Origin of the sequence: Corallococcus sp. CA053C (genome assembly GCF_003611675.1) — a bacterium.
Lineage (GTDB): Bacteria > Myxococcota > Myxococcia > Myxococcales > Myxococcaceae > Corallococcus.
Map to the genome: position 1 here is coordinate 1 of NZ_RAWA01000246.1, position 14,139 is coordinate 14,139.

A 14,139-nucleotide genomic window follows, 5' to 3' on the forward strand; every position below is an offset into this window, starting at 1 on the left:
GGCGCGCACCCTACCCGCCCGCGATCCTCCGTCAAGCGTCGGGGCCTGCCACCGGCACGCCTCGCGCGCGCGCCGTGTCCATCAACGCCACCCGGGCCGCCACCAGCCGCGCCTCGCGGGCCGACCCCTTGAGCGCCATGCCCAGCGGCCACTGCAGCCGCGCGCCGTCCTCCACCACCACCGTGAGGGCATGGTGGCGGTACAGCGCCGCCAGCAGCAGGCCCAGGGCCCCGGCCAGGAAGCCCATCAGCCGCAGGGGCGATGCCGGTGCCCAGAAGCCCAGCACGGCGAAGGCGAGCAGCCCCAGCGCCTCCAGGTAGGGCCGCGTGCGCCACTCCAGCCCGCGCACCCGCGTCCAGGCCACGTCGAGCGGCGGGCCCACGGGGCGGCCCTGGTACGTCAGCCGCTCCGCGCCCACGGACAGGCCGCGGCCGTTGCCCAGGTCCACCGCCAGCGAGGCGACGGGCGGAGGCGGCGGGGACGCGGGCGCCTGGGGCGGCAGGGGCGCCTCCGGCAGCTCCGCGTTGCAGAAGACACAGCGGCGCCGGGCCGCCGTCTGGGGGCGCCCGCAGGCGGAGCACATGACGAGCACTTCCGCGGGCACGGGGCCCCTCCCCTTCCGTCAGCCGACGACGAAGTTCACCAGCCGCTTGGGGACGAAGACGAACTTGCGCAGCGTCTTGCCTTCGAGGGCGGACTTCACCTTCTCCTCCGCCTCCGCCGCCGCGCGCACGTCCGCCTCGCTCGCGTCCGCCGCCACGCGCACCTCCGCGCGCAGCTTGCCGTTCACCTGCACGGCGTACGGAATCACGTCGTCCACCACCAGCGCGGGATCAAACTCCGGCCAGGCCTCCGTCACGGTGAGCGCCCTGGCGCCGTAGGCCTCCGCCACCTCGTCCGCGATGTGCGGCGCGAACGGGGTGAGGATGCGCGCGAGCAGCCGCATCGCCTCCGCCATCGCCGCCTTCTCCGCGGGCGTCTCCGGCGTGCCCACCGCGTAGAGCGCGTTCACGCACTCCATCACGCCGGCCACTGCGGTGTTGAAGGACAGGCGCTCAATGGCCTCGCCCACGCGCTTGAGGCACTTGTGCGCCGCGCGGCGCGTCTCCAGCGCCTTGCCCTCATAGGGGCCGTCGTACGTGACGTCCGCCACCGAGGCGTGGTGCGTGGAGGCCAGCGCCCACACGCGCTTCAGGAAGCGGTGCACGCCTTCCACCTGCTCGTGGGACCAGTCGAAGTCGCGCTCCGGCGGGCCCGCGAAGAGCACGTAGGTGCGCGCGGTGTCCGCGCCGTACTTCTGCACGATGGTGGACGGGGCCACGCCGTTGCCGTAGCGCTTGCCCATCTTGCGGCCGTCGGCGCCGTTGACGATGCCCTGGGTGATGAGCCGCTTGACGGGCTCGTCCACCGGCGACAGGCCGAGCAGCTTCATCACCCGGGTCCAGAACCGGAAGTAGAGCAGGTGCATCGTGCCGTGCTCGGGGCCGCCCACGTACACGTCCACGGGCAGCCAGTGCTTCGCCTCCTTCGGGTCGAAGGGCGCGGCGTCGTAGTTCGGCGACAGGTAGCGCGCGAAGTACCAGCAGGAGTCGACGAACGTGTCCATCGTCTCCGCCTCCCGACGCGCGGGACCGCCGCACTTGGGGCAGGTGGTGTTGACGAAGGACGCGACCTTGGCGAGCGGCGGCTCGCCCCGGCCGGTGAGCACCGCCTGCGTGTCGATGTCCGGCAGGCGCACCGGGAGCTGATCCAACGGCACGGGGAGGCCCTTGCGCTCCGGGTCGCACTTTTCGCAGTAGACGATGGGGATGGGCGTGCCCCAGTAGCGCTGGCGGCTGAAGCCCCAGTCCCGCTGGCGGTACGTCACCGTGGCCTTGCCCTGGCCCTGGGACTCCAGCGTCGCGGCCATCTTCACGCGCGCTTCCGCGGAAGGCAGGCCGGTGAAGTCCCCGGAGTCCACGAGCACGCCGTCGGCGGTGGCCGCCTCGGTCAACGTCTCCCCCGCGCCCAGCTTGTCGCCCGTGGCCGGCTGGATGACCACGCGCACGGGCAGCGAGTACTTGCGCGCGAAGGCGAAGTCGCGCTCGTCGTGCGCCGGCACGCTCATCACCGCGCCGGTGCCGTAGTCGCTCACCACGAAGTTGGCGATCCAGATGGGCACCGGCTGCCCGGTGAACGGGTGCAGCGCGTGGCCCCCGGTGAAGATGCCTTCCTTCTCCGCGTCCTCGCCCAGGCGCTCCGTCTTGTTCTGCGCCGCCATGCGCTTGGCGAACGCGTCCACGTCCGCGCGGCGCTCCGGCGTCGTCACCTGGGCCACGAGCTTGTGGTCGGGCGCCAGCACCACGTAGGTGCAGCCAAAGAGCGTGTCCACGCGGGTGGTGAAGACGCGCAGGGCCGCGTCATGCCCCTGCACGCGGAAGTCCACCTCCGCGCCATCCGAGCGGCCAATCCAATTGCGCTGGCGGGCGGTGATGCTGTCCGGCCATTCCTTGAGCGTGTCCAGCGCGTCGAGCAGGTCCTGCGAGTAGTTCGTGATGCGGAACGCCCACTCGGGCATCTCCTTGTCCAGCACCTCCGAATTGCAGCGCTCGCAGCGGCCGTCCTTCACCTGCTCGTTGGCGATGACGGTGTGGCAGCCGGTACACCAGTTCACCTTGCTGAAGCGGCGATAGACGAGCCCGCGCTCCAGCATCTGGAGGAAGAACCACTGGTTCCAGCGGTAGTACTCCGGCTGGCTGGTGTTCACCTCGCGCGACCAGTCGTAGCTGTAGCCGAGCGTCTTGATCTCCGCCTTGAACGACTCGATGTTCTCGACGGTGCGGATGGCGGGGTGCACGCCGTCCTTGATGGCCGCGTTCTCCGCCGGCAGGCCGAAGGCGTCCCAGCCCATGGGGTGGAGCACGTCGAAGCCGCGCATCAGGTAGTAGCGCGCGTAGACATCCCCGATGAGGTAGTTGCGCACATGCCCCATGTGCATCTGACCGCTGGGGTACGGCAGCATCTCCAGGACGTACTTCTTGGGGGCGTCCGGACGCCTGCCTGCCCGGAAGACACCCTCCTGCTCCCAGCGGGTCTGCCACTTTCCTTCAATCGACTGCGGCTCGTAACGCTCGTTCATCGCCATGGCTTTCCAGTCTCTTAGCGGGAGGTGCGACATGCGGGCAACTAGTCTTGGTGCGTTGAAGGCCCGGACGGTGGGCGACCCCGGGGGTCTGACCAGAAGGCCCCTGTGGGTGGGCCCTCAAGGGGGCAGGCCTCGCTCGGTGCTTGCCCTCCGGCCCGAGCGCGACTAACTCGCCTTCCCGGTCTGGCAGCAGAGGGAGAGCACCATGCAGGTCGTGAGTGTGAAGAGGGCCCTGTCGGGCTCGGTCGAGGCGGGCTCGAAGGTGGAGGTGCGCGGCTGGGTGCGGACGCGCCGCGACTCCAAGGCGGGCATCAGCTTCGTCAACGTGAGCGACGGGTCCGTCTTCGACCCCATCCAGGTCGTCGCCCCCAATTCGCTGCCCAACTACGAGAAGGAGGTCCTTCGCCTCACCGCGGGCGCCTCCGTCATCTGCCGGGGCACGCTGGTGCAGTCCCAGGGCAAGGGGCAGTCCTTCGAAATCCAGGCGGACGAGGTGCAGGTGCTGGGCCTGGTGGACGACCCGGACACCTACCCCATCACGCCCAAGCAGCACTCGCTGGAGTTCCTGCGGGACGTGGCGCACCTGCGCGTGCGCACGAACACCTTCGGGGCCATCACCCGCGTGCGCAATTCGGCGATGCAGGCGGTGCACCGCTTCTTCCACGAGGAGGGCTTCTGCTGGGTCAACACGCCCATCATCACCGCGAGCGACGCGGAGGGCGCCGGGCAGATGTTCCGCGTGTCCACGCTGGACGCCAGCAACCCGCCGCGCGGGCCGGACGGGAAGATTGACTGGGGCAAGGACTTCTTCGGCAAGGAGGCCTACCTCACCGTGTCGGGCCAACTGAACGTGGAGGCGTACTGCCTGGCCATGTCCAAGGTCTACACGTTCGGCCCCACGTTCCGCGCGGAGAACAGCAACACCACGCGGCACCTGGCCGAGTTCTGGATGATTGAACCGGAGATCGCCTTCGCGGACCTCAACGAGGACGCGGCGCTGGCGGAGCGGTTCCTCAAGTATGTGTTCAAGGCCGTGCTCAACGAGTGCGCGCCGGACATGAAGTTCTTCGAGGAGCGCCAGCAGAAGGGCGTCACGGAGCGGATGGAGAAGTTCATCGGCTCCAGCTTCGAGCGCATCGACTACACGGAGGCCATCTCCATCCTCCAGAAGGCGAAGAAGAAGTTCGAGTACACGCCGGAGTGGGGCAAGGACCTCCAGACGGAGCACGAGCGCTACCTCACCGAGGAGCACGTGGGCCGGCCCGTGGTGGTGATGAACTACCCGGAGGCCATCAAGGCCTTCTACATGCGCATCAACGAGGACGGGAAGACCGTCGCCGCCATGGACGTGCTCGCCCCGGGCATTGGCGAGATCATCGGCGGCAGCCAGCGCGAGGAGCGTCTGGATGTGCTCGATGCGCGGATGATCAAGTTCGGCCTGAACCCGGAGCACTACCAGTGGTACCGCGACCTGCGCCGCTACGGCACCGTGCCGCACGCGGGCTTCGGGCTCGGGTTCGAGCGGCTCATCGTCTACATCTGCGGCCTGCAGAACATCCGCGACGCCATCCCCTACCCGCGCGTCCCGGGGTCGGCGCAGTTCTAGTCACGTCACCGTGACGTGAAGCTTGGGGCCTCCCGGGTTCATCGCCCGTGGAGGCCCTGCTATTTCGCAGGGGTGGGTTTGACGGACGCGGCCTTCTGGCTACGTTGGGCCCCGTGTCCTGGCACGCGCCGCAGGTGGCTCGCTGGCTGAGGTTGGCGCTGGCGTGCGTCGCGCTGGCGCTGGGTGCCGGTGCGTCCGCGCATCCCCTGCCAGGGCCCCAGGCGGCGGTCGCGGTCCTCGTGGACCGGCGCGCGCCCGAGGCACGGCGCCCCGTCGCTCAAGCACCTGCTCGGGTCCGTGCCCCAGCGACGCGAACCCGAGGGTTCCGCGCACGGGCCCCTGTCCACCGTCTCGCCCGAGCGTCCCACCTTCCGGGGCCTCCGCGCCGACGCTTCCTCCTGCATCGAGCACTCCTGCACTGAGCCCGTCCAGAGGCCCCGCCCCTGGAAGGTCCTTCAGTTCGTGGAGTTCCCCATGTCCCTGCTCTCCCACGCGGGGCGCGCCTGCTGGCGCGTCCTCAAGTCGAGCGCGCGCAGGTTCGTTCGCGCCTGCCGGCTCGTGCTCATCCTCATCCTGGTCATGCTGCCCAACCCGCTGGTGATGGTCCTGTCGGTCTTGCTGACGCCGGACCGCCGCAACCTTCCCGCGGAGGTGCTGCGAAAGAAGAAGTGAGCGTCCGTCAACCCTTCTTGAGGAGCCCCGCGCGGTCCTGCGCGAGGGCTCCCAGCGCGGACCAGTCCTCGTCGCCGCGGCCCTGCGCGACACCGGTGAGGAAGTGGTCGCGGAGGAGGCTCGCCAGCGGCAGGGGCACCTCCGCGCCACGGCCCGCTTCGAGGGCCAGCGTGATGTCCTTGAGGCCCAGGCGCAGGGCGAAGCCCGCGGGCGTGTACTGCCCCTTCGCGATGGCGCCCGCGTAGTTCTCGAAGATGGGCCCGCGGGCGAAGACGGACTTGAAGACGTCCAGGAACACGGCGCGCTCCACGCCGGACTTCTCCGTCAGGGCGAAGGCTTCCGACAGGGCCTCCATCATCGACGCGATGAGGAAGTTGCCGGAGAGCTTCACCACGTTGGCGGCCGAGGCCTTCTCGCCCAGCTCCGTGAGTCCACGGCCCAGGGCCGTGAGCAGCGGACGCACGCGGTCCACGTGGGACTTCGGGCCGGCGGCGACGACCCAGAGCTGCTTGCCCGCGGCGGCCTCGGGGCGGCCGAAGACGGGGGCGGAGACGTAGCCCTGGCCCGCGTCCGCGTGCGCCTTCGTCAGCCGCTCCGAGAGCGCGACGGAGATGGTGCTGGACGAGACGTGGACCGCACCCTTCGGCAGAGCGCTGACGACGCCGTCCCGCCCCAGTACCGCGGCCTCCGCGGCATGGTCATCCGCGAGCATCGACACGACGACCTCCGCGTCGCGGGCCGCTTCGGCGGGCGTCTTCGCCACGCGCGCGCCCTGCTCTTGCAGCGGCTGCGACTTGGCGGCGGTGCGGTTCCAGACCGTGACGTCATGGCCCGCGCCGAGCAGGTTCTTCGCCATCGGCGCGCCCATGTTTCCCATTCCGATGAAGCCGACCTTCATGGGGTGTTCCCTTCGTGCTCGCGTTCACGCTTCGTTCGACTGCTCTTCGGAGACGTCCAGCCGCTCGAAGGCGCGGCCCAGGACGGCGACGCCCAGCGCCACCTCCGCGAAGAGTGCCCCCGCCGCCACCAGCCCGGCGAGGGGCGCGGACCACCGGCCCACGACAGTGAACAGCGGATAGCCCACGAGGAGGGCCACCACCGCCGCGGGCAACAGTCCCAGGAACGTCACCACCAGCGTGCCCACCAGCGTGAGCAGCCGCTGGCCCAGCGCCTCCACGCCGCGCGCCCGCTCCGAGTCCGCGGGGATCCACGCGGGCAGCAGCACCACCGCCGCGTTCTGCACGAACAGCCCCGCGAGCCCCAGCGCCGGCAACACCGGCATCAGGGCCAGCACCACCGGCGTCGACCATGGCGCGAGTGTCGCGTCATCCGTCCCCACGCCCAGCGCCAGCGACACGCACAACATCACCCACTGCGCCGCGCCCAGCGTCAGCGCCGAGGCAGCCAGCTCCGCGCCCACCACCTGCCGCCCCGTGAGCGGCAGCGCGCGCAGCAGCTCCAGCTTCGGCAGGTCCATGCGCAGGTCGGTGCGGAACGCGCTCGGCCCGACGACGGCCATCGCTACCGCGACCATCAGGGCCATGGGCCCCAGGAGCTCACGCGTGTTCGCGAACAGCCGCGTGTCCCCCAGCACCAGCGCCACCAGCGCGCCCAGCACCACGAAGGCGAGCAGCATCACCAGTCCGCCCCCCAGCCGCTTGCGCGCGATGAGGTTCTTCCACAGCAGCGCCACCTCCGGGCGCCCTCGCGCATGGAGCACGAAGGGCACGCTCCCCACCCGGATGGTGCCACTGCGCGCGCCCCGGTTGCCCCGCTGGGCCCGCTGCCGCGTCCGCGCATCCGCGCCGGCCACCGCCGAGTCCTCGAAGGGCACCTCCACCGCCAGCACCCAGGCGTAGTGCGCCGCGAGCAACGCCAGCGACGCGGGCAGGTAGCGCAGGAAGTCCTCCCCGCTGCGCGCCAACGCCGGGGCCACCAGCGCACGGCCCGGCCACAGCACCGCGCGGGGGCCGGGCGCGTTCAGCACGTCCCGCAGCCACTCGCGGATGACGTAGGGCGCGGAGACGTCATGCGGCCACGGGTGCACGCGCAGCGTGGACAGCAGCGTCCACGCCACCGCCAGGAGGACCAGCCCCACCACCGTCCAGCGCACGGTGCTGCCCCAGCGGCCCCTCGACACCAGCCACGCGCGCACGAAGGACGCCGCCGTGCCGTGCAGGTACAGCGTCCCCATGGCCAGGGCCGCGCCGCAGAAGAAGAGCACCGGCCGGGGGCTGGTGAAGCGCCCCACGAAGAGCGTCGCCGCCAGCGCCGCGAGCCCCGCGCTCAACAGGCCCCGCAGCAGCTTGTAGTGCAGCAGCGCCCGGCGCGTGACGGGCGCAGGGAAGAGGTACTGCACCTCCGTCTGCGTGAAGGTCAGCGCCGGCCGGTCCGCGCCCAGCACCCACGCCGTCATCAGCGTGCCCAGCACCGACACCTCCAGCGAGAGCTCCGCGAACAGGCGCGCGTTCAGGGACACGCCTCGGCCCGTGCCCTGGACGAAGACGCTGCGCCCGATGAGCGAGTACAGGTACGCGACGCCCACCAGCGCGCCCAGCAGGTAGCGCGGACGCTTCAGCCGCTGCACCTGACGCACCAGCCGGTTGCGCCAGGTCCTCGCCCAGAGGAACGCCACCGCCCGCGAGAAGCTCACGACGCCCGGGGCCCCGGCCCGGACGCGTCCGGGTCCTCCGCCGCCGCGCTGGTGATGCGCACGAACACCTCTTCCAGCGAGGCGCCGTCGCCCGCTCCACCGGCCAGCTGCTCGCGGATCTCCGGCAGCGTGCCCAGCGCCACCGCCCGGCCTCCGGCGATGACGAGCAGCCGGTGGCACAGCTCCTCCACCAGCGGCAGCAGGTGCGAGGACAACACCAGCGCCGTGCCCTCCTCCGCGCGCCGCCGCAGCGAGGCCTTCATCCGGCGGATGCCCAGCGGATCCAACCCCGTCAGCGGTTCGTCCAACAGGATGAGCCGGGGCTGGTGGAGGAAGCCGCACGCGATGGACAGCTTCTGCTTCATGCCCCGCGACAACTCACCCGGCAGGGAGCGCTCGCGGCCCGTCAGCTCCATCTCCTCCAGCAGCGCGCGGCCCCGCTCCTCCCAGTCCTCCACGCCGTAGAGGCGCGCGGTGAAGTTCAGGTGCTCCCAGACGGTGAGGTACTCGAAGAAGCGCGGCTCGTCCGGCAGGAACGCCAGCGCGCGCTTCGCGTCCACGGGCGCCACCGCCAGGTCATGCCCCGCCACCCGCACCCGGCCCACCGACGGCGGGAGGATGCCGGCGAGGCACCGCAGCGTGGACGTCTTGCCCGCGCCGTTGGGGCCCACGAGGCCCAGCACCTCGCCCGGGGCCACCTGGAACGTCAGCCCCCGCACCGCCTGCACCGCGCCGTACGTCTTCTCCAACCCCTCGACGTCCAACGCCGGTTCCATGCGTGCCTGGGTCTCCAAAGCGTGCTCGAAGCTCAGTCGAGCTTGAGCAGCTCCTTCACCGTTTCCAGCACCACCCGGGCCTGCACGGGCTTCACGAGGTAGGCGCTCGCGCCCAGCGCCATGGCCCGCGCCCGGTCCACCTCCGCGCCCTCCGTCGTCACGACGACGATGGGCACGCCCTGGTGATCCGTGGCCCGCCGGATGTGGCTGATCAGCTTCAGCCCGTCCATCAGCGGCATGTTGATGTCCGTCAGCACCAGGTCGAAGCGCCCTTGCGTGGTGAGCATCTTCAGCCCCGCGACCCCGTCCTCGGCTTCCAGGCAGACCACGCCCGAGAGGCGCTGGAGCGCGTACATGATGCTGCGGCGCATGGCCTGCGAGTCGTCCACCACCAGCGCGCGGATCTGCTGCTGCGACATGCCCGGAAGCCTAGCACCCGGGCGCCCACGGGCCCGGGATTGTGACGCGGCCTGTCCGGGACCCACCGATTCACTGCCCTGACGGCTGTCGGCGCCTGCGCACCAGCGAGGCCAGCTCCGCGCCCATGTCGTCCAGGGGGAGCACCCGCGTCACCGCCCCCGTGGCGATGGCCTCCTTGGGCATGCCGAACACCACCGCCGTGTCCTCGGACTCGGCCCAGGTCTCGCCCCCCTCGCGCCGGACGTCGCGCACCCCCTGCGCTCCGTCCGAGCCCATCCCCGTCAGCACCACCGCCACCGCGCGCGAACCCAGCACCTCCGCCGCGCTCTCGAAGAGCCGGTCCACCGACGGGGCGTACTTGTCCGCGGGCACCGGCCCGGGCGTGCGCAGCTCCATCCGTCCCGAGCGCTCCGTCAAAATCAGGTGCCGTCCGCCCGGCGCGATGTAGACGTGGCCCGGCGCCACCACGTCACCGTCACACGCCTCCGTCACGGTGAAGGGCCCGATGCGGTCCAACCGCTCCGCGAACGCCCGGGTGAACTGCGAGGGCATGTGCTGGCCCACGAGCACGCTCACGTCGGGTTCGCTGGCCAGCCCCTCCAGCAGCCGCTGCACCGCGGGAGGCCCGCCCGTGGACGCGCCCACGGCGATGACCTGGGGCGCCTCGCCCGCGAACACCGCGCTGCGCAGCGCGGCCCCCTGCCCATGCCGCCCGCCCGTCTTCATGTGGCGGGCCGCGCGCACCTTGTCCAGGAGCTCGCGCCGGAGCAGCTCCAGCGCCTCCGGCGTGCTCCGGGGCGGCTTGGCGATGAAGTCGAACGCGCCCAACTCCAGCGCCTTGAACACGTCCGACTTGTGCGCGTAGCTGGAGATGACGATGACGGGCGTGGGCGCGGCGTGCATCAACAGCCGCAGGAAGGTGTGGCCTCCCAGCCGGGGCATCTCCAGGTCCAGCGTCACCACGTCCGGCTTCAGCTCCAGGACCTTCCTGAGCCCCTCCTCACCGTCCCCCGCCCAGTCCAGCACCTGCACGTCCAGCGACGACTCCAGCAGCGTGGTGAGCATGCGGCGGTTGGTGGCCGAGTCGTCGATGACGAGCACCTTGAGCGCGCGTCCCATCAGCGTCCCTCCCCTCCCAGCAGGTCCGGCCGGCGGTACACGAGGTCGCCCCGGAGGTGCACCAGCTCGAAGTCCGCGCCCAGGCTGAGCAGGTTCTCCGCGTGGCCCAGGAGCAGGTAGCCGCCGGGACAGAGCCGGTCGCGGATGACGCCCAGCACCCGGCGGCGCGCGGCCTGGTCGAAGTAGATCATCACGTTGCGGCAGAAGACGACGTCGGTGCGCGGCACGAGCTGGCTCGTCGCCTCGTCCGTCAGGTTGTGGTGGCCGAAGCTCACCCACGCCTTCACGTCGTCGCGCACGCGCACGCGGTTCGGCCCCGCGGGCACGAAGAAGCGCTCCAGCAGGTCCGGCGGCGTCGCGCGCAGGGCGCTGGGGCCGTACTCGGCGCGGCGGGCCACGGCCAGCACCCGGCGCGACACGTCCGTGCCGTGCACCTCCACGTCCCAGTCGTTGAAGCGGCCGCTGTCCTTCAGCAGCATCGCCACCGTGTACGCCTCCTCTCCGGAAGAGCAGCCCGCCGACCACAGCCGCAGCCGCCGGGTGCGCGCGTTGCGCTTCTCCAGGATGGGGAGCAGCTCGTCGCAGAAGGCCTTGAGCTGCGCGGGTTCGCGGAAGAAGTACGTCTCGTGCGTGGTGAGCGATTCGACCGCCGCCTCCAGCTCCGCGGTGCGCTGGACGTCGTAGCGCAGGTAGCGGTGGTAGGCGCCGAAGTCCGGGAGCCCCAGCGCCTCCAGCCGGGGCCACAGCCGGCGCTCCATCACGAACTTCATGTCCTCGTGGATGAGGATGCCGCAGTGGGCGTAGACGTGGTCGCGCAGGAGCCGGAACTCCTCCAGCGTCATCTCGGGACGGCCTTCGTCGAAGCGTGGCATGCGCGTCCTCTCAGCGCCCCGACAGCTGCGCCACCGCGTCCACCAACGCCATCCGGGCCAGCGCGTCGTTCTCCGCCGCCAGCGCCTGCTGCAACGAAGGGAGGCACTCGGAGCGCCCCAGGTCGCCCAGCACGCGCGCGGCCGCCGCCCGCACGTCCCAGCGGGGATGGCCCAGGAGCGACACCGCCAGCGCCGCGCCGTCCGCCGTCCCTTCCGCCGACGTCAGCGCCGCCAGCGCCGCCTTCACCACCTCCGTGTCCGGGTGGCCCAGCGCGTCCCACAGCATGCCCGCGCCCACCTGCCCCAGCTTCGCCAGGGCCCGCACCGCCAGCACCGCGAGCGCGCCGTCCCCGTGGCGCACCAGCACCTCCAGGTCCTGCGCCCGCTCCGTCACGCCACCCACGCCCACCGCCTCCACCGCGGCCAGGCGCACGGCCCGGTCTTCATCGTTCAGCGCGAGCCCCAGGAAGCTTCCTGCCTCCTTCCCGCCCATGCGCCCCAGCGCCCGCACGGCCGCGATGCGCACCGTCGCGGACTCGTCCGCCAGTGCGCCGCGCGCGAGCTCCAGGCCCGCGCGGCCATCCACCCGGCTCGCCGCCTCCACCGCCGCCGCGCGCCATGGCGCTTCCTCGTCGCGCGCCAGCCGCCGCAGCAGGGGCAGCACCTGCGACCCTCCCCACCGGCCCAGCACGGCCACCGCCGCGGGCGTGGTGCGCTGCTCCACCGCGGCCTCCAGCGCCGCCAGCGCCGCCAGCGGATGGACCGTGATGAGCTGCTCCAGGGCGCGCGCCGCCGTCCCCGACAGCGAAGGATCCGCGAGCAGGGCCACCAGCGGCGTCAGGGCCTCCGGCGACCGCGTGCGCCCCAGCGCCCGCACCACCACCGCGCGCAGGTCGTCCTCCGCCCACTCCAGCAGCGCGCACAGCTCCGGCACCGACGTCGCGTCCACCAGGAGGACCAGCGCCTCCGCCGCCACCGTGCGCGCGGGCAGCGACAGCGCCCCCATGTTCGACAGGAGCAGGCGCCGCCCTTCCGGCCCCAGCTGGCCCAGCGTGAAGAGCACCTCGCGCAGGAGCCGGTCCTCGCGCGCCACCTCCGCCACGGCCAGCGCCAGCGACGCCTCCCCGAGCGCCCCGGCGGCCACCAGCGCCCCGGCGCGCACCTGCACGTCCTCGCCGTCCAGCGCCTGCGCCACCCGCTGCGTCACCTCCGGGATGCGGCCCAGCACCCCACGCGCGACGGCATCCAGCTCGCCGCGCTCGTAGGGCCCCAGCGACGCCGCCTGCGTCCCCAGGGCGACGAGGGCCGCCTCGCGCACCGACCGCACTGGCGAGCCCAGCGCGCGGCAGATGCGCACGGTGGAGGCACCCGGAGAGCACCACCCCAGCAGGCGCAGGGCGCTGCGCTGCAACCCCGGCTCCTCCACCAGCGGCATCACCCGCGTCACCGGCGGCGCCCGGCGCAGCGCCGCGAGCCCCTCCAGTGCCGCGAGCCGCATCAGCACCGTCTCCGCGTCCAGCAGGCCTTCGAGGGCCCGCGCCGCGGCGTCCCCGCCCATGCGGCCCAGGGCCTCCGCCGCGGACACGCGCACGTTGAGGTCCCCGTCGGAGAGCGCGTGCACCAGCACGTCCTCCACCTCCGAGCGGCCCAGCTGTCCCAGGATGTCCACCGCCAGCTTGCGCTGATCCGGATCCTCGTGCGCCAACAGGTCTACCACGGGGCGCAGGGCCACTTCGCCCATGCCGGCGAGCGCCTCGGCGGCCGCGTTGCGTGCGCCCGTCGCGCCGCGCTCGCCCAGCACGGAGATGAGCCGCGCGGTGACGCCCTCGGGGTCCGGCAGGCGCCGCAGCCCTTCGGCCGCCGCGTGCCGCACGCGCCAGCTCTCGTCGTGCAGCCCCGCGGTGAAGGTCTCCAGGGCTCCGGGCGCGCGCGGGTCCACCGCCTGCAACGCCCGGTACCGGGCCTCCTCCTGCCCCGCGAGGGACTGCACCGTGTCACCCATGTGCCGTACTCCCGTGGCGGCCCGTGCTTCGAGTCCCCGCATCCTGCCCGAAGAACCCGGGCGAGGGGACTCCCGGCGCCGCCCGGTGTCGGCTCAAAACCCGTCCTGCATCCCGGGCTCGGCGTCCCAGCCCTCCTGCGAGAAGAACCACAGGGAGTAGACGCCCAGCACCGTGCCCAGGGGAAAGGTGGGCAGCATCAGGACGGAGAGCACGAGCGCCAGCGCCTTGGACACCCGGCCGCCGCGCAAGAGGCCCACGCCCACCGCCAGCCCCAAGAGGGCCATCACCAGGACGAAGAGGGTGCAGCCGGCCAACACGTAGACAGGCAGGCCCTCCCACACCGGCGGATGGCGGTGCCGTCCGGTGGCGAGCTGGCTCACCATCCAGGTGGCGAAGGCGAGCCCCGCCGCGCCCAGCAGCGACAGCGCGTTCACGCCCAGGTAGAGGAAGCCCAGCGCCGTCCGATGTCCGCTCAGGTCTCGCATGAGGACCTGCTCTTAATCGGTGCGCCTCGCGACGAAAGCGCCTGCTCACCCCGGCGTCCCGCGCGACTCCCGCTCCAGCTCCGCGCGCAGCAGCGCCTTCAGGTCCAGCAGCAGCCGCAGCCGCTCCGGCGGCCCGCACACGCCGACGACGAAGGGCGTGCGGCCGGCGGCCATCAGCGCGGGCGCGGGCTTGATGTCGCCCTTGCGCAAACGCAGCACCTCCGCGACGCGGTCCACCCGCGCCACCACGCGCCGCGCGCCCAGCCGGCATACGAGCAGCCGCGTGCGCTTCGTCTCCGGCGCCTCCTGCCCCAGCAGACGTCGGCGCAGGTCCACCACGGGCAGCATCGCGCCGCGCAGGTGCAGCACGCCCTCCACGAAGGCCGGGGCGTGGGGGATGGGGATGACG

The 14,139-nt window shown here is 72.2% G+C and carries 13 protein-coding genes; 2 read left to right on the top strand and 11 right to left on the bottom strand.

All coding sequences use genetic code 11. From position 1 onward, the window contains the following. Positions 1-31: 31 nt before the first annotated feature. Both D7V97_RS27430 and leuS read right to left on the bottom strand, forming a co-directional pair. Complete coding sequence (locus D7V97_RS27430) at positions 32-604, bottom strand: hypothetical protein (protein ID WP_120613595.1); 573 nt, start codon at positions 602-604, stop codon at positions 32-34. Positions 605-622: 18 nt separating this feature from the next. Next, positions 623-3,124 (bottom strand): leucine--tRNA ligase, encoded by a 2,502-nt coding sequence (leuS, locus tag D7V97_RS27435; protein WP_120613596.1) that lies wholly within the window; start codon positions 3,122-3,124, stop codon positions 623-625. Between the two features lie 205 nt (positions 3,125-3,329). Between leuS and asnS the strand changes: the two genes are divergently transcribed. Both asnS and D7V97_RS27445 read left to right on the top strand, forming a co-directional pair. After that, positions 3,330-4,730 carry an asparagine--tRNA ligase gene (asnS, locus tag D7V97_RS27440; RefSeq protein ID WP_120613597.1) on the top strand — a complete coding sequence of 467 codons (1,401 nt, stop codon included), beginning with the start codon at positions 3,330-3,332 and terminating at the stop codon, positions 4,728-4,730. A gap of 474 nt (positions 4,731-5,204) precedes the next feature. Continuing rightward, a complete protein-coding gene (locus D7V97_RS27445; RefSeq protein ID WP_233583261.1) occupies positions 5,205-5,402 on the top strand; it encodes a hypothetical protein in 198 nt (65 codons plus the stop codon). A 7-nt stretch (positions 5,403-5,409) separates the two neighbouring features. On the opposite strand, the gene D7V97_RS27450 is transcribed toward D7V97_RS27445, so the two are convergent. The 9 genes from D7V97_RS27450 to D7V97_RS27490 all read right to left on the bottom strand — a co-directional run. Beyond that, entirely contained in the window at positions 5,410-6,300 is an 891-nt protein-coding gene (locus D7V97_RS27450; protein WP_120613598.1) for an NAD(P)-dependent oxidoreductase, read from the bottom strand. A 24-nt stretch (positions 6,301-6,324) separates the two neighbouring features. After that, positions 6,325-8,055, bottom strand: a complete 1,731-nt coding sequence (locus D7V97_RS27455; RefSeq protein ID WP_120613599.1) for a putative ABC exporter domain-containing protein — start codon at positions 8,053-8,055, stop codon at positions 6,325-6,327. Continuing rightward, positions 8,052-8,831 (bottom strand): ABC transporter ATP-binding protein, encoded by a 780-nt coding sequence (locus tag D7V97_RS27460; RefSeq protein ID WP_120613600.1) that lies wholly within the window; start codon positions 8,829-8,831, stop codon positions 8,052-8,054. The genes D7V97_RS27455 and D7V97_RS27460 overlap by 4 nt, the downstream gene beginning before the upstream one ends. 32 nt (positions 8,832-8,863) lie before the next feature. Further along, positions 8,864-9,250, bottom strand: a complete 387-nt coding sequence (locus D7V97_RS27465; protein WP_120613601.1) for a response regulator — start codon at positions 9,248-9,250, stop codon at positions 8,864-8,866. Between the two features lie 70 nt (positions 9,251-9,320). After that, entirely contained in the window at positions 9,321-10,370 is a 1,050-nt protein-coding gene (gene cheB / locus D7V97_RS27470; protein WP_199728958.1) for a chemotaxis-specific protein-glutamate methyltransferase CheB, read from the bottom strand. Continuing rightward, positions 10,370-11,242 carry a protein-glutamate O-methyltransferase CheR gene (locus D7V97_RS27475; protein ID WP_199728959.1) on the bottom strand — a complete coding sequence of 291 codons (873 nt, stop codon included), beginning with the start codon at positions 11,240-11,242 and terminating at the stop codon, positions 10,370-10,372. Before D7V97_RS27475 ends, cheB begins: the two co-directional genes overlap by 1 nt. Positions 11,243-11,252: 10 nt before the next feature. Further along, entirely contained in the window at positions 11,253-13,244 is a 1,992-nt protein-coding gene (locus D7V97_RS27480; RefSeq protein ID WP_120613602.1) for a HEAT repeat domain-containing protein, read from the bottom strand. A gap of 93 nt (positions 13,245-13,337) precedes the next feature. Then, positions 13,338-13,730, bottom strand: a complete 393-nt coding sequence (locus D7V97_RS27485) for a hypothetical protein (protein WP_120613603.1) — start codon at positions 13,728-13,730, stop codon at positions 13,338-13,340. Between the two features lie 45 nt (positions 13,731-13,775). Further along, positions 13,776-14,139 (bottom strand): chemotaxis protein CheW (locus D7V97_RS27490; protein WP_120613604.1); only part of this gene is annotated, 364 nt, incomplete at its 5' end.

What these genes read in the sequence shown, in the direction of transcription:
- leuS (WP_120613596.1), bottom strand. Translation starts at nt 3,124, where the DNA reads ATGGCGATGAACGAGCGTTACGAGCCGCAGTCGATTGAAGGAAAGTGG.
- asnS (WP_120613597.1), top strand. Translation starts at nt 3,330, where the DNA reads ATGCAGGTCGTGAGTGTGAAGAGGGCCCTGTCGGGCTCGGTCGAGGCG.
- D7V97_RS27445 (WP_233583261.1), top strand. Translation starts at nt 5,205, where the DNA reads ATGTCCCTGCTCTCCCACGCGGGGCGCGCCTGCTGGCGCGTCCTCAAG.
- D7V97_RS27450 (WP_120613598.1), bottom strand. Translation starts at nt 6,300, where the DNA reads ATGAAGGTCGGCTTCATCGGAATGGGAAACATGGGCGCGCCGATGGCG.
- D7V97_RS27460 (WP_120613600.1), bottom strand. Translation starts at nt 8,831, where the DNA reads ATGGAACCGGCGTTGGACGTCGAGGGGTTGGAGAAGACGTACGGCGCG.
- D7V97_RS27465 (WP_120613601.1), bottom strand. Translation starts at nt 9,250, where the DNA reads ATGTCGCAGCAGCAGATCCGCGCGCTGGTGGTGGACGACTCGCAGGCC.
- cheB (WP_199728958.1), bottom strand. Translation starts at nt 10,370, where the DNA reads ATGGGACGCGCGCTCAAGGTGCTCGTCATCGACGACTCGGCCACCAAC.
- D7V97_RS27475 (WP_199728959.1), bottom strand. Translation starts at nt 11,242, where the DNA reads ATGCCACGCTTCGACGAAGGCCGTCCCGAGATGACGCTGGAGGAGTTC.
- D7V97_RS27480 (WP_120613602.1), bottom strand. Translation starts at nt 13,244, where the DNA reads ATGGGTGACACGGTGCAGTCCCTCGCGGGGCAGGAGGAGGCCCGGTAC.
- D7V97_RS27485 (WP_120613603.1), bottom strand. Translation starts at nt 13,730, where the DNA reads ATGCGAGACCTGAGCGGACATCGGACGGCGCTGGGCTTCCTCTACCTG.